Below are 21,077 nucleotides of genomic sequence, written 5' to 3'. Positions count from 1 at the left end.
GAAACAGCCTGTGATCAGCATCGACGACCCCGGTCTCCGCGTCGTGGCGACCTCGTTCGACGAGACCGAGGCCGCGTCGGCCGCGCTGGGCCGTTCGGAGCACTGGCAGCCCCCGCTACCTGCGGTGCTGCGCCATCACCTGCTGCTCCCCGACGACCAGCTCGCCGCCGCCGACGAGCTGCTCGCACCGGACGGCTGGACGCTGCGACCCGGTGACCTGCGCGAATCCGGAACCGGGAACGACCTGACCGCGGTGGTCGCGCTGCGTGTGCAGATCATCGACGCGTTGCGTTGCTCACAGGAGAGCTCGCGGATGGCGAGCCTGGCGCAGCGGCTCGGCGGCCGCGCGGCGGGCTGGGACGCGCTCCAGCCGGGGCCGGGCTGATCGCCGTGAGCGTGGGCCACTACTGCTCGGACCCGCGCAGCGGATAGCATCCGAGGTTATTCCGCCCCGTACCGGCCGTCCACGCCAGCGAGGAGCAGTGATGAGCGCACCGACCACGACCGTCCTGGTGTTCAGCCACAAGCCCGAGGTGCGAGAGGCGATCATCACCGCGATCGGGCGCCGCCCGGCGCCGGACCTGCCGCGGGTGCACTACGTCGAGGCCGGCACCGTCGCCGACGTGCTCAGCGCGGCCGACGAGGGCAGCGCCGACCTGGTGATCCTCGACGGCGAGGCGCAGCCGACCGGTGGCATGGGCGTGTCCCGCCAGCTCAAGAACGAGATCCGGCAGTGCCCGCCGGTGGTCGTCGTGGTCCGCCGCAAGGACGACCGATGGCTCGCGACCTGGTCGCAGGCCGACGCGGTGCTGGTGCACCCGCTGGACCCGCTCTCCGCCGCGGAGACGGTCGCCGAGGTCCTGCGCAACCAGGTCGCCCCCGCCGTCCGGGCGTGAGCGCGTCGGGAGCGGTGGGACGTCGGCGCCCCCGCTCCGGGATCCACCTTCGTCACCACCCGCCTGCCGCGCCGCTCTCCGTGTAACAGACTTTGCAACGAAGAAGGATCGACGATCGTGGGAACCATGGCGGGAAGCTGGGCAGGGCTGCTCGGGCACCTGGTGGCCGGCAACGACCTCTCGGCCGAGGACACGGCCTGGGCGATGGACCTGGTGATGACCGGTGAGGCCACCCCGGCGCGGGTGGCGGCGTTCGTGGTCGCGCTGCGGGCCAAGGGCGAGACGCCCGCGGAGATCCGCGGCATGGCCGACGCCATGCTCGCGCACGCCAGGCCGCTGCGGATCGACCGGCGTGCGGTCGACATCGTCGGCACCGGCGGCGACCGGTCGGGCAGCGTGAACATCTCGACGATGGCCTCGCTGGTGACCGCGGCGGCCGGGGTGCCGGTGGTCAAGCACGGCAACCGCGCGGCCTCCTCGAAGTGCGGCACGGCCGACGTGCTGGAGGCGCTGGGCGTCGCGATCGACCTGGCGCCGGAGGACGTCGCCCGCTGCCTCGACGAGGTCGGCATCGGGTTCTGCTTCGCGCCGGTGTTCCACCCCGGGTTCAAGCACGCGGCGGTCCCGCGCCGCGAGGTCGGCATCCCGACCGCGTTCAACGTCCTCGGCCCGCTGACCAACCCCGCCCGGCCGTCGGCGGGCCTGATCGGCAGCGGCGACCTGCGGCTGGCGCCGGTGATGGCCGAGGTCTTCGCCGCCCGCGGCAGCTCGGTGCTGCTGGTGCGCGGCGACGACGGCATGGACGAGATCACCACCACGACGACCACGAACACCTGGGTGGTCCGCGAGGGCAGCGTCGCGCGGGAGCGGATCGACCCGGCCGACTTCGGCATCGCCTACAGCACCGCGGCCGACCTCCAGGGCGGCGACGCGGCGGAGAACGCCGACGTGGTCCGCCGCCTGGTGGCGGGCGAACGCGGCCCGGTGCGCGACGCGGTGCTGCTGAACGCCGCCGGGGCGGTGGCCGCCTTCGACGGCGTCGGAGATGACCTCAGGGGCCAGCTGAGCGCCGCGCTGGAGCGCGTGGCGCAGGCGGTCGACTCCGGCGCGGCCTCGGATCTCCTCAACCGCTGGGCCGAGCGCTCCACCGCCCTGCACGCCGGGGCGTGACCCAACCCAGTCATCGTCCTCAAGCGGCGAAGCCGCTTAGCCCACCCCAGCAACCGGCACCGCCGCGGGTTCTCAGGCGTTCGCTGGCGAGGACAGCTTTTTCCGTCGTATTGGACATACGTCGGAAAAAGTAACCGCAGCCAGCGGGCGCCTGAGGTTCCGCCACCCGCACCACCACGCAAAACGAGCCGAACTCAGTCAACTTCCATCCCGATGGAGAAAGCGGCTTCCGTGTCCTGCCGGGAGTAGGACCGGAACGCGATGTGGGTGTCGGTGTCGAGCACGCCCGGGACCTTGTTGATCCGGCCGGGCACGATGTCGGCGATCTGCTCGTGGTCGCCGACCCGCAGGATCGCGATCAGGTCCACGTCGCCGGCGCAGGAGTACACCTCCGTGACGCCTTCCAGATCGGCGATCTCCTGGGCTGCCTCGGTGAGGCGCTCGGCGGCAGTCTGGATCAGCACGATCGCGGTGATCACTCGAAAAACCTCCGGGTAGAGCGGTGCGTGTGCGGAAATCCTAGACGCCCGGCCGCGACCGCTCCCGGTCCCCGGCCGCGAAAGCGAGGAGCCCCGGACCCATCCGGATCCGGGGCTCCTCGGCGGCTCGGTTCACTCGTGGTTCGGTCCGGTGTGGTACTCGAACACCAGGCCGGCCACCATGATCAGGACGACCGCGACGGCGATCACGATCATCCACACGTGGAAGAAGGCCAGCGCGACACCGGCGAGCCCGGCGGAGGCGGCCAGGCCGACCGGCCAGTAGCTGCCGGGGCTGAAGAAGCCCAGCTCCCCGGCGCCGTCGCTGATCTCGGCGTCCTCGTTGTCCTCGGGGCGCGGCTCGATGCGCCGGGCCACGAACTGGAAGTACGTGCCGATCAGCAGCGACAGCCCGCCGACCAGGATCAGCGCGACCGTGCCCACCGGCTCCTTCGCCCAGAACCCGTACACGATCGCGGACAGGAAGAAGAAGCCTGTGATGTAGTTGAAGATCTTCGCTTCGACCTTCATGGAGTCCTCGCTCTCACGCCTTGCGCCCCGTCGAGGGCACTCCTCAGTTGCCGACCGCCGAACCGGCCCCGATGCCCGACGGCTTGCCGCCGGTCCGCTCGGTGTCGAACGGGACACCGGTCACCGCGCGCGGGGTGCACAGCTCGCCGCAGTCCATCTTCGCCAGCGCCTCGGCCGCGGTGTACGGGCGCCCGGTGTCCGGGTTGTTGCTCGTCCGCAGCTGCATGTACTGATCGAACTTGTCCTTCGACAGCGCCCGGACCTCGAAGTTCATCATCGAGTGGTAGGTGCCGCACAGCTCGGCGCAACGGCCGACGAACGAGCCCTCGCGGTCGATGGTGTTCTGGAAGACGTTGTCCTGGTTGTTCTTCTCCGGGTGCGGGAAGGTGTCCCGCTTGAAGTGGAACTCCGGCACGAAGAACGAGTGGATGACGTCGGTCGACGAGAGGTGGTACTCGACGGCGGAGTCGGTCGGCAGGACCAGCAGCGGGATCTCGCTGCTGCTGCCGACGGTGCGGACCGGCTGGCCGTCCGGGGTCCTGTAGTCCGGGTAGTTGAACTCCCAGTTCCACTGGAAGGACACCGCGTTGACCGTCACGTCCGGCTTGGCCGGTTTGGCCAGCACGTAGTTCTGGGTGACCGCGGTGAAGTAGAACAGCACCACGACCATCACGAACGGGACCACCGAGTAGATGATCTCCAGCGGCAGGTTGTACTGGAACTGCCGGGGCAGCTCCTCGGTCTTCTTCCGGTGGAAGGCGACCGACCAGAAGATCAGCCCCCACACGATCACCCCGACCGCCAGTGCCGCGATCACCGACCAGGTCCACAGCTGCCGCATCGACTCGGCCTGCGGGGTGACACCCTGCGGCCAGCCGAACCGCATGACCTCGTCGGTCGTGCAGCCCGTTGCCGCGACACCAACCAGGCCGATCAGCCCAGTGACCTTGACCAGCCGTGGCACTCGGGTCGCCTCCTTCAGGCCCACTGTGCGACGCCTCCTCGCTGCGAAACTCACCGATCCGGCGGACTCGTCCGCCCGTCCCCCACACGGGGAGGCGTCCACCACCGGAATTCTGCGGCGAAGCCTAGCCCAGCAGTAGCCGCGATACTGCTCCGGGGTAGCCCCACCGGGGCGTCCGGAACCGCCCGCGAGAGCGAGATCACCTGCCGTGGCCGACCCCCTCCCCTACCGGAGGGCATGGCCCCCGCGCGTGCGGGTGGCGGCCGGTGCAACGGCATACTGGGGTTTCCCGTCGGGGAGCAAACAACACACCGCCGACACGAGAGGTGCCCGAGACACGTGTGCGGCCTGCTTGGACTGGTCTGTCCCACCGAAGAGAACGCCGGTTTCGCCCGCGACGCCGTGGCCACCGCACTGCGGTGCCAGCGGCACCGGGGACCGGACGAGAGCGACACCTGGCATGGCGGTGAGCTGGTCTTCGGCTTCAACCGGCTGTCGATCATCGACCTGGAGCACTCCCACCAGCCGCTGAGCTGGGGTCCGGCCGACGACCCCGGCCGCTACACCATCCTGTTCAACGGCGAGATCTACAACTACCTCGAACTGCGGGCGGAGCTGGTCGAGCAGCACGGCGCCCGGTTCAACACCGACGGCGACACCGAGGTCATCGTCGCCGCCTACCACTACCTGGGCACCTCCATGGTGGGGCGCCTGCGCGGCATGTTCGCGTTCCTGATCTGGGACAACGAGCGCAAGGTCGTCTTCGGCGCGCGCGACCCGTTCGGCATCAAGCCGCTGTTCTACGCGCAGGGGTCCGGCGGCATCGCCTTCGCCAGCGAGAAGAAGAGCCTGCTCGGCCTGGCCAACACGCTGCGCATCGACGAGGACCTGGACCACAAGGCGATGCAGCACTACCTGGTGCTGCAGTACGTGCCCGAGCCGGAGACGCTGCACCGGAGGGTGCGCCGGATCGAGTCGGGGACCTCGTTCACCGTCTCGCCGGGCGGCCAGCTGGTGACCGAGCGGTACTTCCAGCCGAACTTCAACGCGCGCCCGGTGCACGGCGACTCCGACGCCAAGCGGCTGCACGACGAGATCGTCGAGGTGATGCGCGACTCGGTCGCCAAGCACATGCGGGCCGACGTCACCGTCGGCTCGTTCCTGTCCGGCGGCATCGACTCGACCGCGATCGCCGCGCTGGCCAAGGAGCACAACCCGAACCTGATCACCTTCACCACCGGGTTCGAGCGGCAGGGCTACTCGGAGGTCGACGTGGCCGCCGAGTCGGCGGCGGCGATCGGCGTCAAGCACGTGGTCCGCACGGTCTCGGCCGAGGAGATGATGGAGACGCTGCCGCTGATCGTCTGGTACCTGGACGATCCGGTGGCCGACCCGGCGCTGGTGCCGCTGTGGTTCATCGCCCGCGAGGCGCGCCAGCACGTCAAGGTGGTGCTCTCCGGCGAGGGCGCCGACGAGCTGTTCGGCGGGTACACGATCTACCGCGAGCCGCTGTCGCTGGCGCCGTTCGAGAAGGTGCCCGGGGCGCTGCGCAAGGCGATGGGCAGGGTTTCCACGGCGATCCCGGAGGGCGTGCGGGGCAAGGACCTGCTGCGCCGGGGTTCGCTGAGCCTGGAGGAGCGCTACTACGGCAACGCCCGGATCTTCCGGGACGACCAGCTGCGCAACGTCATGCGCGGCTTCGACCCGGGCGTGTCGCACCAGGACGTCACCGCCGCGGCCTACCGCACGTCGGCGGGCTGGGACCCGGTGACCCGGATGCAGCACGTGGACCTGTTCACCTGGCTGCGCGGGGACATCCTGGTCAAGGCCGACAAGATGACCATGGCCAACTCGCTGGAGCTGCGGGTGCCGTTCCTGGACCCGGAGGTCTTCCGGGTGGCCAGCCGGATCCCGCTGGACCAGAAGATCACCAGGGAGACCACGAAGTACGCGCTGCGCCAGGCGATGCGCCAGGTGGTGCCCGCGCACGTGCTCAACCGCCGCAAGCTCGGGTTCCCGGTGCCGATCAAGCACTGGCTGCGGGACGAGATGCACGACTGGGCGCGCAACATCATCCAGCAGTCGCAGACCGATCACCTGATCAACCGCACCGCGGTGCTCCAGCTGCTGGAGGAGCACCGGTCCGGGGTGCTGGACCACAGCCGCAGGCTCTGGGCGCTGCTGGTGTTCATGCTCTGGCACGGCATCTTCATCGAGGGCAGGCTCTCGCCGGAGGTGCCCGAGCCGCACTACCCGGTCAAGCTCTGACGCGACGGGCCGTGGGCGCTCCCGCCCACGGCCCGCGTTCATTCAGCGCTGCTGCGGCCACTGCTGCTGGGGCGACGGCTGCTGCGGCCACTGCTGCGGCGGCGATTGCTGTTGGGCCCACTGCTGCTGGGTCGCGGCCCGCTTGCGCTGCGCCGCGGCGGCCAGGTACCGACCGGTCGACGGCAGGGCCGCCAGCAGGAGCACCAGCGCGAGCAGCAGCAGGTTGACCAGCGTCGGGAGCACGTATCCGATGGTGAGCCCGTCGGCGCCGATCACCGACAGGAAGGTCACCGCTCCCCACAGGCCGAGGATCAGGTACGCCGCCGCGGCGATGATGATCAAGTACCGGCCTGCCTGGCTCTTCGGGCCGAGGATCAGCACCGCGCCCACGGTGAACACGGCCAGCCGGACCGCCACCAGCACGATGCTGAGCAGGAACGGTTCGAACACGCCCACCGAAACGATCGAGGCGGTGAGCATGAGCGCGGACACGAGTGCCGCGAAGACCCCGAGCAATGCGGAGCCGACCGCCGTTCCGGCGCTCGGCCGGGGAGCCTGGAACTGCGGTGGATATGGCTGCTGCGGATGCACGAGCGGGAACTGTACCTACTTGATCGGGCTGGTCCGGCTTGATCGGGCTGGTCCGGCCTGATCGGGCCGGACCGGGTGGCTGCCGGGAATCAGCGCCGGTGCGGGCGGGTGGCCCCACTCGCCCGCCCGCACCGGCTCCCCAGGGGTAAGTCGTCGGTGTGACGACGGCTACGTCCCCCTGGTTCCGCCGGGACCTTGCTCTGATCGGGTGACGTTGTGGCGAGAACCGGTCAGCGTTCGGGAACCGCCCGCGCCCGCTCGATGTCCGGGCCCCGGTAGAGCCGTTCCGGGATGGTCGCCAGCGCGGAGGGGCGCAGTCGCGGCCCGAGGCCGTAGAACTGCTGGAAGCTCATGATCAGCGGCCGCCAGCGGTCCGGGTCGATGCGGTCGGTGGTGCCCGGCATCCGGATCGCGTCGTGGACGTGCACCCGCTGGACGCGCACCTCGAAGGTCACGATGGAAGCCTGCTGCTCCCCTTGGTCGGCGGCCACCGGGTGCACCGCCTCGACCACCGCCTCCATGTTCACCGGGCACTCCGCGACGCCCGGCGCGCCGACCGTCTCGGACTCGACGGGGGTGAGCCCGGCGCGGGCGAACTTGTCGCTCTCGTGCCAGTAGCCGCGGTCCTGCTTGAACTCCGGAACCGGGTCGGAGCCGGTCGTCAGCGCGAGCCGGTCGACGGCGCCGGCGAGCGCGTCGGACGGCAGGCTCAGCACGCATTCGCGGGTGCGGAGCATGTTCGCGGTCGTGTGCGAAAGGGAGCCCAAGCCCAGCACCGCCCGCCAGCCGAGCCAGAAGGCCGAGGACATCGGCGACAGGTTGGCCGTGCCGTCCTGGTTGCGGGTGGAGATCAGCACCACCGGGGTGCCGAAGTAGAGGATGCCGGGTTCGATCTTGGTGTGCGTTGCCGCGGTCGTGGTCACGTCCACGAGTCTTCGCCGGGCGGACCGCCGGTGCTCGCGGGTTCCAGTCCTCGTTGCCCTCCCCGACCGGGTGAGCGCGGGCGGTGGCCGCCGGGAGCCCGGCCTAGGTTCGACGGGCACCCGTCGAGCGGAGGGCCCATGCCGGTGACCACCCTGGCGACCATCGCGGTGGTGGCCGTGGCCACCACGATCGCTCCGCTGATCAGCGACCGGCTGGCGAGGTGGGTGGTGATCCCCTCCGCGGTGCTGGAGATCCTGCTCGGGATCCTCATCGGACCGCAGGTGCTCGGCTGGGCGAGCGAGAACGACGTCATCGGGTTCATCGCCGACTCCGGCCTGGCCATGCTGATGTTCCTGGCGGGCTACGAGCTGGAGTTCGGCCAGGTGCGCGGTAAACCGCTGCGGCTGGCCGCCGCGGGCTGGGCCTGCTCGCTGGCGCTGGGCCTGGGGATCGGGTTGCTGCTGCACGGGTTCTCGCCGGGCGCGCTGGTCGTGGGCCTGGCGCTGACCACGACCGCGCTCGGCACGACGCTGCCGATGGTCGGCGACGCCGGGCTGCTGGGCACTCCGCTGGGCGCGCGGATCCTGGCGGTCGGCGCTTTCGGCGAGTTCGGCCCGATCATCGCGGTCGCACTGCTGCTCAGCGGGCAGCGTCCGATGCGGACCGCGCTGGTGCTGGTCGGGTTCGCGGTGGTCGCGGGCATCGCGCTGTGGCTGGCTTCCCGGCCCCGCTCGGAGCGGCTGCGCAGGCTGATCGCCACCACCCTGGGCACCAGCGTGCAGTTCGGCGTGCGGCTGGCGATGCTCGTCGTGGTGCTGATGCTCTGGATCGCCGGCGGGCTCGGACTGGACGTGCTGCTGGGCGCCTTCACCGCGGGACTCGTCGTGCGGCTGTTCCTCGACGCCGGTGATCCCCGGGAGACCGCGATCGTCCACACCAAGCTCGAAGGCATCGGCTTCGGGCTGCTCATCCCGTTCTTCTTCGTGGTCAGCGGGATGCGCTACGACCTCGACTCGCTGCTGGCCGCACCTGCCGCGCTCCTGCTGATCCCCGCGAGCGTGATCGCGTTCTTCGTCGTGCGCGGTCTGCCGGTCCTCGTGCTGCACCGCCGCGACCTGCCGCGGCGGCCGAGGTGGACGCTGGCCCTGCTGGCGTCGGCGGCGCTGCCGATGGTCGTCGTGATCACCACCATCGGGACCGAGATCGGGGTGCTGCCCGCCGCGAACGCCTCGGCGCTGGTCGGCGCGGCCATGCTCAGCATCCTGGTGTTCCCGCTGGTCGCGCTGCGCGGGCCGTGACCACACGACCCGCGCAACCCGGTGCTCAGCCGCAGTGCTCGAAGGGGCTGGTGTAGGACTCGGAACCGACCGAACCGCCCCACTTCACGCAGGTCGACCCGGCCTCCTTGCGGACCGGCCCGGCGTAGTAGGCGAAGTTCCCGCTGTCGGTGACCCGGGCGGAGCCCTGGACCTCCAGGAACGCCGACGCGGCCGACGCGGTGCCCAGCGATTTGGCCTTCAGCGTCACCACGCAGTTGTTCTGGTTCGACGCGTTGTAAAGCAGGTAGGTGGTGCCGGCCCCGGAAAGCCCGGCCTGGTCGATCACGCCGTAGCCGTCGCCGCAGATCTCCGCGGGCGAGTACGGGTTGCCGCCGCAGTTGTTCTTGCTGGTGAAGTCCGTGTGGCCGTAGTAGGGCACCGCGACGCCGTTGAGCGTGACCTTGACGGCGGTGCCGTTCTGGATCTGCTCGTAGTGCAGGTGCGGGCCGGTGACGCCACCGGTCGCGCCCGCCAAGCCGATCCTGGTGCCCAGAGCGACGTCCTGCCCCACCCGGACGTCCTGTCTGGACAGATGCGCGTAGCGCGTGCGCCAGCCCGAGCCGTGGTCGATCTCGACCCACTTGCCGTAGCTGGTGCTTCCCTCGTCCTCGACGCGGGAGACCTTGCCGCCCGCGGAGGCGAGCACCGGCATCCCGGTGATCCCGGACTTCTGGAAGTCGACCGAGTACGGCGGGTTGTGACCGCTGAACGTCGCCGCGGTGACGGTGACGCCGCATTCGAACGGGACCTGGAAGTTCGGCGCGGCGGACGCGGGCGCCTGCCCGAGTCCGACCACGCCCAGGCCGGCGAGCGCCAACGCGGCGGCACCGGCAGCTAATCGTCGCAACAGGAACATCGACTACCTCCGTGTGTGCGGGGGTATCGATGTGACCACGCCCGATGCGGCGGAAATAGACCTGTTAGGAGGATTTCCGGTGAATCTTTACCGGATCTCCGCGAGCCACACCGCGGTCTCCCCCGGCAGCACTCCGGTCCACTCCGCACCGCCGTCGCTGCGGCACAGAACCCGGCCGGACAGCGGCAGTTCCACCGGTTCGGCGCCGAAGTTCACCGCGCAGGCGAAACCGGGCTCGCGGCGGAAGACCAGGACCCCGTCCGGCGCGTCCAGCCACTCCAGCTCCCCGTCGCCCAGCGCCGGATTCTCCCGTCGCACCGCCAAAGCCGATCGGTAGGTCGCCAGCACCGAGTCGTCGCGCCCGCGCTGCGCGGCGACCGCCAGCTCCGTCCACGACTCCGGCGCGGGCAGCCAGCTCCGGTCCCCGGGGCCGAACCCGAACGGCGGCGTCGCGCCTTCCCACGGGATCGGAACCCGGCAGCCGTCCCGCCCGCGATCGGTGTGGCCGGACCGCTCCCACACCGGGTCCTGGAGCAGTTCCTCGGGCAGGTCGAGCACTTCCGGCAGACCCAGTTCCTCGCCCTGGTACACGTAAACTGAGCCGGGCAGCGCGAAGCTCAGCAGCGCCGCCGCGCGGGCGCGCCGCAGCCCGGTGGCGCCGTCGCCGTAGCGGGTCACCGGGCGCTTGACGTCGTGGTTGCCCAGCACCCACGTCGTGGTCGCGCCGACAGCGTCGTTGGCCGCGAGCGAATCGTCGATCACCGCGCGGAAACCGGCCGCGGACCAGTCGGCCTCCAGCAGCGCCATGTTGAACGCCTGGTGCAGTTCGTCGGGCCGGACGTAGCGGGCCAGGCGTCGGCTCGTCGGCGCCCACGCCTCGGCGACGCCGATCCGCGCGCCCTGGTAGGAGTCGAGCAGACCGCGCCACTCGCGGTAGATCTCGTGCACCTCGTCCTGGTCGAAGTAGGGCAGTTCGGCCCGGCCGAGCAGGGAGATCTGCTGCTGGAGGTTGGTGTCGGGCAGGTCCGGGTGCTTGATCATCCCGTGCGCGACGTCGATGCGGAAACCGTCGACACCGCGGTCCAGCCAGAACTTCAGCACCTTGCGGAACTCCGCGCGGACCTGCGGGTTGCGCCAGTTGAGGTCGGGCTGCTCGGGGGCGAACAGGTGCAGGTACCACTGCCCGTCGGGCAGCCGGGTCCACGCCGGACCGCCGAAGACGGATTCCCAGTCGTTGGGCGGGAGTTCGCCGTTGTCGCCCTTGCCCTCCCGGAACAGGTACCGGTCGCGCGCCGGATCGCCGGGCTGCGCGGCCAGCGCCTCGGCGAACCACGGGTGCGCGTCCGAGGTGTGGTTGGGCACGACGTCGACGATCACCTTGAGTTCGCGCGCGTGCGCGTCGGCGAGCAGGGCGTCGAAGTCCTCCAGCGAGCCGAACAGCGGGTCGACGTCGCAGTAGTCGGCGACGTCGTAACCGCCGTCGGCCATCGGCGACGGGTAGAACGGCGTCAGCCAGAGCGCGTCGATGCCGAGGTCCACCAGGTGTCCGAGCCTGGCGCGCACTCCGGCCAGGTCGCCGACGCCGTCCCCGTCGCCGTCGGCGAAGCTGCGGACGTAGACCTGGTAGACGACGGCATCCCGCCACCAGTCGGTGTCGATTCGGTGCACCGGGCACCCCTTCCCTAGTCGGTTCCGTTTCCGGGGCAGGGTCGTGCGCGGCGTTGCCCCGAAGCGGGCAACACCACCCACGAGCGCGTTTCAGTCGCGTGGTGGCGCGGTGGACTCGCGAACCACGAGGTTCGGCCGGAACATCCGGCTGAAGCTGGTCGTGGCGCGGCCGGGCTGGTCCGGGTCGAGCCGCCGGGACAGCTCGTCGACCGCCGCCGCGGCCATCTCCTCGATCGGCTGCGCCAGCGTGGTCAGCGCGGGCTGGCAGTAGGCGGCCAGCGGGATGTCGTCGAAGCCGACCACCGAGATGTCCTCCGGGGTGGACAGGCCGCGCCGCTTCGCCTCGCGCATCGCGCCCAGCGCCATGACGTCCGACGAGCACATCACCGCGGTCGGCCGCGCGGCGTCGAGCAGCGCGCCCATCGCCTCGGCACCGCCCTCGGCGCCGAACGGCGCGTGCGCGACCAGCTCCGGATCGGCGGCGACGCCGGCCTCCTCCAGCGCCGCCTCCCAGCCCGCGCGCTTGAGCCGCGAGGGGACCGACCGGGCCGGCCCGCTGACGAACCCGATCCGGCGGTGCCCGAGGTCGAGCAGGTGCCGGGTGGCGGTGTAGCCGGCGAGGTGTTCGTCGACGGCCACGTCCGGCACGTCCAGGGTCGGCGCACCGCCGTTGACGAAGACCATCCGCACCCCGTCGGCCAGCAGCTTCTCGTAGTAGCTGCGGCTGATCCGGCTGCCGCCCGCCGCCGCGTCCTCGGTGTTGGCGATCTCCGGCGACACGAAGATCATGCCCTCGACGCCGCGGGCGATGAGCATCCGGACGTAGTCCTCCTCGCTCATCGCCACCCTGGTGTTGCACAGCAGCGAGGCGTAACCCGCCGCGGAGGCGCGGCCCTCCAGCGCCTCGGCGAAGGCCGGGAACACCGGGTTGGTCAGCTCCGGCACGAGCAGGCCGAGCACGCCGGTGCGCCGCAGCGCGCCGAGGCCGCGCGCGGTGTGCGGCATCTCGTTGAGCACCGCGAGCACCCGCTGCCTGGTGTCCTCCTTGATGCCCGCCCGGCGGTTGAGCACCCGGCTGACCGTCGAGACGCTCACCCCGGCCGCTTTGGCGATATCGGACAGACCCGCCACTGCTCCAGCTCCTTCTCCAGGTGACGCCGCAATCTTGCACCGTCACGAAATGTTTTGCAATTGTTGACCCGGAAACCAGTTCGCCCGGCTCTCGTGAACACCAAGAAAACCTTGACTCACTTGGCGTTCTGGGTATGCAATCTACGGCCAGGTATTCGCAAATTTTTGCAACACCGAGGAGGGCACTGCCCATGAGAGCCAAGGCCACCGTCACCGCTGCCGTCCTGGGCCTGGTCAGCACGCTCGCGCTCAGCGGCTGCGGATCCGGTTCGGCGAACGCCAACCGGGTCGTCTACTGGGACACCAGCAACCCCTCGGAGAGCTCGGTGTTCGCCGGGATCGCCCAGGAGTGCGGGCGGACCGGCGGCTACGAGGTCGCGGTCGAGACGGTGTCGTTCGACCAGGCCCTGAACAACTACAAGACCGCCGCGCAGGGCGGCCAGGGACCGGACGTGCTGCGCGCCGACGTCGGCTGGGTCGCGCAGCTCGCGCAGGCCGGGCTCGTCCAGGACCTCTCCGGCACCCCGCTGGCCGCCGACACCGGCGACTTCCTGGCCCAGCCGCTGGAATCGACCCGTCACGAGGGCAAAACCTACGCGGTCCCGCAGGTGACCGACGCGCTCGCGCTGTTCTACAACAAGCGCAAGCTCGACGAAGCCGGTGTCGCGCCGCCGAAGTCCTGGGAGGAGCTGCGCGCCGCGGCGCCCAGGCTCGGCGGCCAGAACGCGTTCTTCATCAACAACGACGAGTACTACGCGCTGCCGTTCCTCTACACCCACGGCGGCGACCTGGTGAACCCCGCGGGCAAGACGATCGACATCAACACCCCGGAGAGCGTGCGCGGTCTCCAGACCGCGAAGGACCTGCTCGACGCCGGAGCCGCCCGCACCGCCCTGGACCAGACGAACTCCTACAGCAACATGAAGACCGCGTTCACCTCCGGCGAGGTGGCGATGGTCGTCGACGGACCGTGGGCGGCGGCCGAGTACCTGGAGTCCGAGGAGTTCGCCGACCCCTCGAACCTCGGCATCGCACCGGTTCCCGGCTCGGCGACGCCGTCCCCGGTCGGCGGCCACGACTACGTCATCCGCCAGGGCAGCGACGCCACCGACGCCTCGGTGAAGTTCGTGCAGTGCATGAGCAGCGCGCAGAACCAGGCCGCGATCGCGGAGAAGCTGGGCCTGCTGCCCACCCGCCGCTCGGCCTACGACTCCCCCGCGGTCACCGCCAACCGGATGGTGTCGGCGTTCAAGCCGCTGGTCGACGGTGCGCACAGCCGCGCGTGGATCCCCGAGGGCGCCGAGCTCCTCGACCCGCTCCAGACCGCGTACGCCGACATCCTGGCCGGGCGCAAGGAAACCAAGGCCGCGCTCGACGAGACCGCCAAGCTCTACAAGGACACCGTCGTCACCGACTACACCCAGCGCTGAGGTGACCCGATGACCACCATCCTCCGGCGGCACTGGTTCGCCTACGCCATGGTCCTGCCGGTCCTGGTCGTGCTCGGCGTGCTGGTGGTCCTGCCGCTCGTGCAGGGCCTGTACTTCAGCCTCACCGACATCAACGACACCAACATCGCCAACCCGGTGCTGGACCGGCCCGCGCGCTACGAGTTCACCGGGCTGGAGAACTACTTCAACGTGCTCTCGGGAGATCCGTCGTTCGGCTCGTTCTGGGCGACGCTGGTGCGCACGCTGATCTGGACGTTCGCGTGCGTGTTCTTCCACTACACCATCGGCCTGGGGCTGGCGGTGCTGCTCAACCGGAACATGCGGCTGCGCGGGCTGTACCGGGTGCTGCTGATCCTGCCGTGGGCGGTGCCGGTGTTCATCAGCGCGTTCGCCTGGAAGTACCTGTTCAACTCCGAGTACGGGCTGATCAACTGGGCGCTGGAGGCGGTCGGGCTGCCCGGCCAGGTCTGGCTCGGGCAGTCGGGCCTGGCGCTGGTGTCGGTCGTGGTCGTCAACGTGTGGCTGGGCGTGCCGTTCATGATGGTCGCCCTGCTCGGCGGTCTGCAGTCGATCCCCTCCGACCTCTACGAAGCCGCCGAGATGGACGGCGCGACGCCGTGGCAGCGGTTCGTGCACGTGACCCTGCCGGGGCTGCGGACGGTGTCGTCGACGGTGGTGCTGCTCGGCGTGATCTGGACCTTCAACATGTTCCCGGTGATCTACCTGATGACCGGGAACAACCCGCACACGCGGATCCTGGTCACCTACGCCTTCGAGCGGTTCTTCTCCGGTGCCACCCGGGACTTCGCCGTCGCGTCGACCTACGGCGTGCTGATCCTGTCCGTCCTCCTGGTGTTCGCCACCGGCTACCGCCGCGCGATGCGCAGGCAGGGAGAGGTGCTGTAGATGTCCATCGATGCGGCTTCGCTGCGCGCGGCCCCGGCCGCGAGACGCCCCGCGAGCCGGACCCGGCGTTCCGCCGCGGCCAGCGCCGGCTTGCACGCGGCGCTGGCGATCGCGTCGCTGATCGCGGTGTTCCCGGTGTTCTGGGTGGTCGTGGTGTCGTTCAAACCCGACTCCAAGGCGGTCGAGGCCACCCCGACGCTGTTCAACGAGTCCAGTGTGGACAACTACGTCGACGTGCTGTCCGGGACCAAGGGCGCGTTCCTGAGCTGGTTCGGCAACTCGGTGCTCATCGCCGCGCTGACCACGGTGCTGGGCGTGCTGCTGGCCGCGACCGCCGCCTACGCCGCGAGCCGGTTCCGCTTCCCCGGCAGGCACTGGCTGCTGCTGTCGTTCCTGGTGGTGCAGATGTTCCCGTTCGCGGTGCTGATCGTGCCGCTCTACAACATCCTGCTCACCCTGGGGCTGCAGGGCAGCGTGCTCGGGCTGGTGCTGGTGTACTGCAGCACCGCGATCCCGTTCTGCACCTACATGCTCAAGGGCTACTTCGACAGCATCCCGGCCGAGATCGACGAGGCGGGCCGGGTCGACGGGCTCTCGCCGTTCGGCGTGTTCTGGCGGCTGGTGCTGCCGCTGGCCAGGCCCGGGCTGGCGGTGACGGCGTTCTACTCGTTCATCGTCGCGTGGGGCGAGGTCGCGTTCGCCTCGGCGCTGCTGTCGGCCGACGACCGGAGCAAGACGCTGGCCGTGGGGCTCCAGGTGTTCGTGCAGCAGAACCGGACGGAGTGGGGACATCTCGCGGCGGCGTCCGTGCTCGTGGCCGTGCCCGCGGTGATCGTCTTCTACCTCGTGCAGCGGTTCCTGGTCAGCGGCCTGTCCGCGGGCAGCGTCAAGGGCTGAGCAGGCGGCTGGCGCGACTTCTCCCGGCCGCTGGGGTGGCGATTCCCGAGGGACTGCCACCCCAGCGGCCGTTATTTTCGGATTTGTTCATTCGGCGGTTCTTTTCCAACCCTGATGGCAGGATGGTATTGATCTTGTAGCTTCCGCCGCTGCCAGGTGCATCGGAGTGCCTGGCGGGAAGGACCGCCATGAACCTCCGCCGCGCGAAAGCGCTCCTGCCGCTGGTGGCCGCCGCCGTCGCGGTCACCGCCTGCGCGGGCGCTCCGGAACCCGGAACGCCCGCGCCGACCGCGAAACCGCTGATGGCGCAGGGCGGTGGCGCGGCCATCGCCGGAACGGAGATCTTCCGCAAGGGCGAGGGCGGCTACAACTGCTTCCGCATCCCCGCCGTCGTGCGCACCCAGGACCGCAGCACCCTGCTGGCCTTCGCCGAGGGCCGCAACAACAACTGCGACGACACCGGTGACATCGACGTCGTCCTCAAGCGGTCCACCGACGACGGCCGGACGTGGGGCGACATCGAGCTGGTCAGCGACGGGGCCGGGGACACCCGCGGCAATCCGGTGCCGGTGGTGGACGCCGGGTCCGGCCGGATCAGCCTGCTGACCACCCACAACCCCGGTGCGGACTGCAACGGCGGCGGCTCGAAGTGCACCCGCACGCCCTACCTCCAGCACAGCGAGGACCCGCTCGGCAAGAGCTGGACCGCTCCGAAGGAGCAGCCGCAGCTGAAGAAGGACGACTGGAGCACCTGGTACGCCACCGGTCCCGGGCACGGCCTCCAGCTGACCCGGCCCGGCGACCACCAGAACCGGATGCTGGTGGGCATCAACTTCGGCGGCGCCGACGGCCGCAAGGGCGCGGGCCTGGTCCACAGCGACGACGGCGGCACGACCTGGCAGCTCGGCGCGGTCGACGACCGCACCGGCAAGAAGATCACCCCGCAGGAGCTGAACCTGCTGGAGACCGTCGACGGCCACGTCTACGCCGCCGCCCGCAACCAGGACAACAACGGCACCGAGACCCCCACCGACAACCGCGCGGACGCCGTCAGCACCGACGGCGGCGGCAGCTTCAGCCAGGAGTTCACCGTCGTCCCCGAGCTGAAGGGCCCGGTCGTGCAGGGCTCGGTCGTGCGGCTGCGCGCGAAGACCGCCGGTGACCCGAACAACCTGATCCTGTTCTCCGGGCCGTACAACACCGACCCGGCCATGGACCACCGGCGGCACACCATGCGCATCCGCACCTCGTCCGACGAGGGCAGGACCTGGCAGGAGACCGGAACCGTCATCGACGCGACCTGGGCGGCCTACTCCGACCTGGTCAACCTCGGCGGCGGCTGGGCAGGCCTGCTCTACGAGGCAGGCTCACCGGAGTCCGAGGACGCGCACGAGACGATCCGCTACGCCCGCTTCAACGAGAGCGACCTGGACGGCTGAGCCGGCCCGGGCCCGGCCGCCCCGGAGCCGCCCGCACCGCACTCGGCCAGCGCCGCGACGGTCCAGTAGACCGGCGCGGGAGCCTGCTCGGCGGGCAGTTCCAGCATCCACTCCACCACCTGCGACGCCTGCTCGTGCGTGTCGAGCAGGCCGCAGGTGTTGGGGCGGATCCCCAGCTCGGAGGCGACCTCGGCTTCGTAGCCGTGGCACAGCCAGGAGTGCAGGCTCGCCAGCCGCCCCTCCACCCCGACCACCTCGAAACCCCACAGCCGCGCGTCGTCGGGCATGGCGGTGCCCGCGGCCAGCAGCCGCAGCGGATCGCCGGTGACCTCCCGGAGCAGGTCCGCCGCGTCCTCGGCGTCGAAGCCGACCGCGAGCACCGTCGTCCCGGGTCCGGCCGCCTCGGCCCGGTCGGTGTACCAGGCCGCACCGGACCCGTGCTCGGCGCCGGTGAGGCATTCGCTGGCGGTGACCAGCCAGGGCGGCAGCGTCGCCGCGTCCTGCCACTGCCTGCGGATGGCGCGCGGAGCCGCGGCGTAACCGCCGAGCACAAGCCGCTGTTCGTTCATCGGCGCAGTGTGACCCGTCCGGTCTGCGCAGGCCACCGGATTCCGGGCGGCCGGAAAACCGGCTGCGAGCGCGTGGCCGGTCCTTCAGACTTCTTGGGCAATCAGACTTCTTGGGCGGCCAGATTCCTGGCGGCGGTCCCCGCTTCGCTTGCTGGAGGTGCGATGTCCACCCCGCCGTTCGACACCGAGGAGCTGTTCGACACCGACTACCTGCACTTCGCCGGGGCCGCGCTGGAGGAGCGCAGCGACGCCGAGAGCGAGCTGATCAGCAGGCTGCTCGGCCCGGCGACCGACGTGCTCGACCTGGCCTGCGGCCACGGCCGCATCGCCAACCGGCTGGCCGCGCTGGGCATGCGCACCACCGGGATCGACATCACCCCGCTGTTCCTCGACCGCGCCCGGCAGGACGCGCGGGAGCGCGGCGTCACCGTCGACTACGTCCAGGGCGACATCCGCTCCCTGCCGTGGACCGGCCGCTTCGACGCGGTCGTCAGCTGGTTCACCGCCTACGGGTACTTCGACGACGCGGACAACCGCCGGGTGCTCGACGAGGCGTTCCGGGCACTGCGCCCCGGCGGCAGGCTGCTGATCGAGCTGAACAACCCCGTGTTCATCCTGCGCAACTTCCAGCCGACGGGGGTCCAGGAGGCCGACGGGGACCTGATGATCGACCGCCGCTGGCTGGATCCGCTGACCAGCCGCAACGTCGTGGAGCGGATCGTCGTCCGGGGCGACCGGGTCCGCCGGATGCGCTTCTTCGTCCGGATGTTCACCTTCCCCGAGATCCGCGACTGGCTGCTGGCGGTCGGATTCACCGAGGTGACCGGGCACGGCGAGGACGGCGAAGCGCTCACCGCCGACAGCCCCCGGATGCTGGTGCTCGCCCGCCGTTGACCCAATGTCCCTTGTGGACGAACGAAACTCCTGGCGCACAGCTGTTTCCGCACCGTAACCGCGTGCCGTCCGGGCAGACGCCGGACACAACTTGTCGAACTTCGCGGGTCGCCGAAGTACGGTGTCCGATGTGATCCAGGTACTGCTGGTCGAGGACGAAACCATGCTCCGGGCGGGCCTTCGCCGGATTCTCGACAGCGCCGCCGACCTCACCGTGGTCGCGGAGGCCGAGAACGGAGCCGAAGCGCTGGCGGCGGTCCAGCGGCACGCCCCGGACGTCGTGGTGATGGACGTCCAGATGCCGAAGATGGACGGCCTGGCCGCGACCCGGCAGCTCGCCGCGCAGCCGGACGCGCCGAAGATCCTGATCCTGACGATGTTCGACCTGGACGCCAACATCTACGCCGCGATCGAGGCGGGCGCGTCGGGCTTCCTGCTCAAGGACGCGCGGCCGGAGGAGCTGATCAACGCGATCCGGGTGATCGCCGACGGCGACGCGATGCTCTCACCCTCGGTGACCCGGCGGCTGCTGGCCCGGTTCGCGGGCGGCTCCCCCACCCGCACCACCTCCGCCCTGGACCGGCTCGCCGAGCTGACCCCGCGCGAGCGGGAGATCCTCGCGCTGGTCGGCGGCGGGCTGTCCAACGCGGCCATCGCCAAGCGGCTCAACGCGGCGGAGTCGACGGTCAAGGGACACGTCAGCAGGCTGATGACCAAGCTGGACTGCGACAGCAGGGTGCAGGCCGCGATCATCGCGCACAACGCCGGAATCGCGGCCGACCGGTGAGCGCCGAGCGGGAACCGCGGCGGGTGCTGTGGTGGACCGGCTGGCGCAGCCTGCTGTTCGACCTGGTCTTCATGGCCGGGATCACCACGATGACCGTGCTGATCGCCAACGACGCCGAGATCGTCCAGTACCAGAGCCCGCAGCTGAAGACCTTCGCGATGGCCACCGTCCCGGTCGCCGCCCTGGCGATGCTGGTGCGGCGCAGGTTTCCGCTGCTGGTCGTCCTGGTCGAGCTGACCGTCGGGCTGATCGGCTACGACCTCCTGCTGCTGCCGGTCTCGATCTACTCGCTGGGCCGCTTCGGGCGCTCGGAGCGGCAGCTGCTCGTGGTCTCGCTGCTGGTCACCGCGACGATCACGACGGCGTCGCAGTACAACCCGCTGGACGTCACGGTCGACGACGGGGTGCCGCCCACGCTGACGTGGATGATCATCACCCCGGTGCTGCTGGTCGGCGTCCCCGCGCTGCTGGGAATCTTCGTCCGGGCCCGGTACCGGCTGATGGACGAGCTGCGCGAGCGCGCCGAACGGCTGGAGCGGGAGCGGCACCTGCTGGCCGCGCAGGCGCTGGCCGAGGAGCGGTCCCGGATCGCCAGGGAGATGCACGACGTGGTCGCGCACCAGGTCGGGCTGGCGGTGATCTACAGCGGAGTGCTGGAGGTCAGCGTCGACCAGGGCCCGGACGAGGTGCGCAAGCTCGCGCGGCAGGTCGGCGACACCAACCGGCAGGCGCTGCGCGACCTGCGCGAGGTGATCGGCGTGCTGCGGCTGGCCGGTGGCACGCCGGACGATCCGCTGACCCCGCAGCCGACGCTGGACGAGCTGCCCGAGCTGATCGAGAGCTCGCGGACGGCGGGTCTGCCCGCGACGCTGCGCATCGAGGGCGACGAGGCACCGATGAGCGACAACGTGCAGCGCACGGTGTATCGGGTCGTGCAGGAGTCGCTGTCGAACGTGCACAAGCATGCGGGTCCGATGCGCACCGAGGTGCTCGTCCGCTACACCGGCGAGCAGGTGGAGGTGCGGGTCCGCAACGAGCCGCCGCGCCAGCCCGCGCCGGTGGCCATCCCCGGCGGTGGGCACGGGCTGATCGGCATGCGGGAGCGGGTCTCACTGGTGCGCGGCGAGTTCGCCGCCGGGCCGCTGCCGGACGGCGGTTTCGAGGTCAACGCCCGGCTCCCGCTGGATCCGGCGGCCCTGCCCGAGCACGACCGCGGCTGATCGCAGCTGATCGCGGCCGGAACCCGGTGGTCCCGGCCGCGATCCGGCGGCGAGCAGGGGTTGGCTGGTGTTGGTTGGGTGTTGGCGGGCTGTCCGTCGGCCGGCTTTGGTGGCGCG

Annotated in this window: 21 protein-coding genes; 12 read left to right on the top strand and 9 right to left on the bottom strand. The window is 70.6% G+C overall.

Features of this window, described 5'->3' with window-relative positions; genetic code table 11:
* Positions 1 to 10 precede the first annotated feature (10 nt).
* From ABD691_RS19110 to trpD, 3 genes are all read left to right on the top strand, one after another.
* Positions 11 to 385: a hypothetical protein gene (locus ABD691_RS19110; protein ID WP_344681596.1), complete on the top strand. Its 375-nt coding sequence runs from the start codon at positions 11 to 13 to the stop codon at positions 383 to 385.
* 100 nt (positions 386 to 485) lie between these two features.
* Positions 486 to 896, top strand: coding sequence for a hypothetical protein (locus ABD691_RS19105; RefSeq protein ID WP_344681594.1), 411 nt, complete (start codon positions 486 to 488; stop codon positions 894 to 896).
* 126 nt (positions 897 to 1,022) lie between these two features.
* Positions 1,023 to 2,066: an anthranilate phosphoribosyltransferase gene (gene trpD / locus ABD691_RS19100; protein WP_344681592.1), complete on the top strand. Its 1,044-nt coding sequence runs from the start codon at positions 1,023 to 1,025 to the stop codon at positions 2,064 to 2,066.
* A gap of 194 nt (positions 2,067 to 2,260) precedes the next feature.
* Here the strand turns inward: trpD and ABD691_RS19095 are convergent, their stop codons facing one another.
* The 3 genes from ABD691_RS19095 to ctaC all read right to left on the bottom strand — a co-directional run bounded on the left by ABD691_RS19095 (position 2,261) and on the right by ctaC (position 4,064).
* Positions 2,261 to 2,545, bottom strand: a complete 285-nt coding sequence (locus tag ABD691_RS19095; RefSeq protein WP_344681591.1) for an Lrp/AsnC family transcriptional regulator — start codon at positions 2,543 to 2,545, stop codon at positions 2,261 to 2,263.
* A 132-nt stretch (positions 2,546 to 2,677) separates the two neighbouring features.
* Positions 2,678 to 3,076: a cytochrome c oxidase subunit 4 gene (locus tag ABD691_RS19090; protein WP_344681589.1), complete on the bottom strand. Its 399-nt coding sequence runs from the start codon at positions 3,074 to 3,076 to the stop codon at positions 2,678 to 2,680.
* 43 nt (positions 3,077 to 3,119) lie between these two features.
* Positions 3,120 to 4,064 (bottom strand): aa3-type cytochrome oxidase subunit II, encoded by a 945-nt coding sequence (gene ctaC / locus ABD691_RS19085; RefSeq protein ID WP_344681587.1) that lies wholly within the window; start codon positions 4,062 to 4,064, stop codon positions 3,120 to 3,122.
* A gap of 315 nt (positions 4,065 to 4,379) precedes the next feature.
* On the opposite strand from ctaC, the gene asnB reads away from it, so the two are divergent.
* A complete protein-coding gene (gene asnB / locus ABD691_RS19080; protein ID WP_344681585.1) occupies positions 4,380 to 6,308 on the top strand; it encodes an asparagine synthase (glutamine-hydrolyzing) in 1,929 nt (642 codons plus the stop codon).
* A 42-nt stretch (positions 6,309 to 6,350) separates the two neighbouring features.
* Here asnB and ABD691_RS19075 read toward each other — a convergent pair whose 3' ends face one another.
* Together ABD691_RS19075 and ABD691_RS19070 are read right to left on the bottom strand one after the other, a co-directional pair.
* Entirely contained in the window at positions 6,351 to 6,899 is a 549-nt protein-coding gene (locus ABD691_RS19075; protein ID WP_344681583.1) for a hypothetical protein, read from the bottom strand.
* Between the two features lie 230 nt (positions 6,900 to 7,129).
* On the bottom strand, positions 7,130 to 7,759 hold the full coding sequence (locus tag ABD691_RS19070) for a flavin reductase family protein (protein WP_344682322.1): 630 nt from the start codon (positions 7,757 to 7,759) through the stop codon (positions 7,130 to 7,132).
* A gap of 201 nt (positions 7,760 to 7,960) precedes the next feature.
* Here ABD691_RS19070 and ABD691_RS19065 point away from each other — a divergent pair, with 201 nt between their 5' ends.
* The gene (locus ABD691_RS19065) at positions 7,961 to 9,121 is read left to right on the top strand and encodes a cation:proton antiporter (protein ID WP_344681581.1); all 1,161 of its coding nucleotides are present in this window, start codon (positions 7,961 to 7,963) and stop codon (positions 9,119 to 9,121) included.
* A gap of 25 nt (positions 9,122 to 9,146) precedes the next feature.
* Here the strand turns inward: ABD691_RS19065 and ABD691_RS19060 are convergent, their stop codons facing one another.
* The 3 genes from ABD691_RS19060 to ABD691_RS19050 form a co-directional block, all read right to left on the bottom strand.
* Complete coding sequence (locus tag ABD691_RS19060) at positions 9,147 to 9,998, bottom strand: M23 family metallopeptidase (protein ID WP_344681579.1); 852 nt, start codon at positions 9,996 to 9,998, stop codon at positions 9,147 to 9,149.
* An 87-nt stretch (positions 9,999 to 10,085) separates the two neighbouring features.
* Positions 10,086 to 11,657 (bottom strand): glycoside hydrolase family 13 protein, encoded by a 1,572-nt coding sequence (locus ABD691_RS19055; RefSeq protein WP_344682320.1) that lies wholly within the window; start codon positions 11,655 to 11,657, stop codon positions 10,086 to 10,088.
* A gap of 99 nt (positions 11,658 to 11,756) precedes the next feature.
* Entirely contained in the window at positions 11,757 to 12,797 is a 1,041-nt protein-coding gene (locus tag ABD691_RS19050; RefSeq protein WP_344681577.1) for a LacI family DNA-binding transcriptional regulator, read from the bottom strand.
* 191 nt (positions 12,798 to 12,988) lie between these two features.
* Here ABD691_RS19050 and ABD691_RS19045 point away from each other — a divergent pair, with 191 nt between their 5' ends.
* From ABD691_RS19045 to ABD691_RS19030, 4 genes are all read left to right on the top strand, one after another.
* Positions 12,989 to 14,227, top strand: coding sequence for an extracellular solute-binding protein (locus tag ABD691_RS19045; RefSeq protein WP_344681575.1), 1,239 nt, complete (start codon positions 12,989 to 12,991; stop codon positions 14,225 to 14,227).
* A 9-nt stretch (positions 14,228 to 14,236) separates the two neighbouring features.
* Positions 14,237 to 15,154: a carbohydrate ABC transporter permease gene (locus ABD691_RS19040; protein WP_344681573.1), complete on the top strand. Its 918-nt coding sequence runs from the start codon at positions 14,237 to 14,239 to the stop codon at positions 15,152 to 15,154.
* Positions 15,155 to 16,051 carry a sugar ABC transporter permease gene (locus tag ABD691_RS19035; RefSeq protein ID WP_344681571.1) on the top strand — a complete coding sequence of 299 codons (897 nt, stop codon included), beginning with the start codon at positions 15,155 to 15,157 and terminating at the stop codon, positions 16,049 to 16,051.
* 188 nt (positions 16,052 to 16,239) lie between these two features.
* On the top strand, positions 16,240 to 17,490 hold the full coding sequence (locus tag ABD691_RS19030; RefSeq protein ID WP_344681569.1) for a sialidase family protein: 1,251 nt from the start codon (positions 16,240 to 16,242) through the stop codon (positions 17,488 to 17,490).
* Here ABD691_RS19030 and ABD691_RS19025 read toward each other — a convergent pair.
* Positions 17,454 to 18,059: a hypothetical protein gene (locus tag ABD691_RS19025; RefSeq protein WP_344681567.1), complete on the bottom strand. Its 606-nt coding sequence runs from the start codon at positions 18,057 to 18,059 to the stop codon at positions 17,454 to 17,456. The two genes, ABD691_RS19030 and ABD691_RS19025, sit on opposite strands and share 37 nt — an antisense overlap.
* A gap of 162 nt (positions 18,060 to 18,221) precedes the next feature.
* Between ABD691_RS19025 and ABD691_RS19020 the strand changes: the two genes are divergently transcribed.
* The 3 genes from ABD691_RS19020 (at position 18,222) to ABD691_RS19010 (ending at position 20,960) form a co-directional block, all read left to right on the top strand.
* Positions 18,222 to 18,953, top strand: a complete 732-nt coding sequence (locus tag ABD691_RS19020; RefSeq protein WP_344681565.1) for a class I SAM-dependent methyltransferase — start codon at positions 18,222 to 18,224, stop codon at positions 18,951 to 18,953.
* A 130-nt stretch (positions 18,954 to 19,083) separates the two neighbouring features.
* Positions 19,084 to 19,740, top strand: coding sequence for a response regulator (locus tag ABD691_RS19015; protein WP_344681562.1), 657 nt, complete (start codon positions 19,084 to 19,086; stop codon positions 19,738 to 19,740).
* A complete protein-coding gene (locus tag ABD691_RS19010) occupies positions 19,737 to 20,960 on the top strand; it encodes a sensor histidine kinase (protein ID WP_344681560.1) in 1,224 nt (407 codons plus the stop codon). The genes ABD691_RS19015 and ABD691_RS19010 overlap by 4 nt, the downstream gene beginning before the upstream one ends.
* The last annotated feature ends 117 nt before the right edge of the window (positions 20,961 to 21,077 follow it).

Source organism: Saccharopolyspora taberi (assembly GCF_039534165.1).
Classification (GTDB): Bacteria; Actinomycetota; Actinomycetes; order Mycobacteriales; family Pseudonocardiaceae; genus Saccharopolyspora_D; species Saccharopolyspora_D taberi.
This window is presented reverse-complemented; position numbering and strand designations above follow the sequence as displayed.

Coding starts and splice junctions, on each gene's coding strand:
- ABD691_RS19105 (WP_344681594.1), top strand. CDS start 486: ATGAGCGCACCGACCACGACCGTCCTGGTGTTCAGCCACAAGCCCGAG.
- trpD (WP_344681592.1), top strand. CDS start 1,023: ATGGCGGGAAGCTGGGCAGGGCTGCTCGGGCACCTGGTGGCCGGCAAC.
- ABD691_RS19090 (WP_344681589.1), bottom strand. CDS start 3,076: ATGAAGGTCGAAGCGAAGATCTTCAACTACATCACAGGCTTCTTCTTC.
- ABD691_RS19065 (WP_344681581.1), top strand. CDS start 7,961: ATGCCGGTGACCACCCTGGCGACCATCGCGGTGGTGGCCGTGGCCACC.
- ABD691_RS19060 (WP_344681579.1), bottom strand. CDS start 9,998: ATGTTCCTGTTGCGACGATTAGCTGCCGGTGCCGCCGCGTTGGCGCTC.
- ABD691_RS19045 (WP_344681575.1), top strand. CDS start 12,989: ATGAGAGCCAAGGCCACCGTCACCGCTGCCGTCCTGGGCCTGGTCAGC.
- ABD691_RS19040 (WP_344681573.1), top strand. CDS start 14,237: ATGACCACCATCCTCCGGCGGCACTGGTTCGCCTACGCCATGGTCCTG.
- ABD691_RS19035 (WP_344681571.1), top strand. CDS start 15,155: ATGTCCATCGATGCGGCTTCGCTGCGCGCGGCCCCGGCCGCGAGACGC.
- ABD691_RS19030 (WP_344681569.1), top strand. CDS start 16,240: ATGAACCTCCGCCGCGCGAAAGCGCTCCTGCCGCTGGTGGCCGCCGCC.
- ABD691_RS19025 (WP_344681567.1), bottom strand. CDS start 18,059: ATGAACGAACAGCGGCTTGTGCTCGGCGGTTACGCCGCGGCTCCGCGC.
- ABD691_RS19020 (WP_344681565.1), top strand. CDS start 18,222: ATGTCCACCCCGCCGTTCGACACCGAGGAGCTGTTCGACACCGACTAC.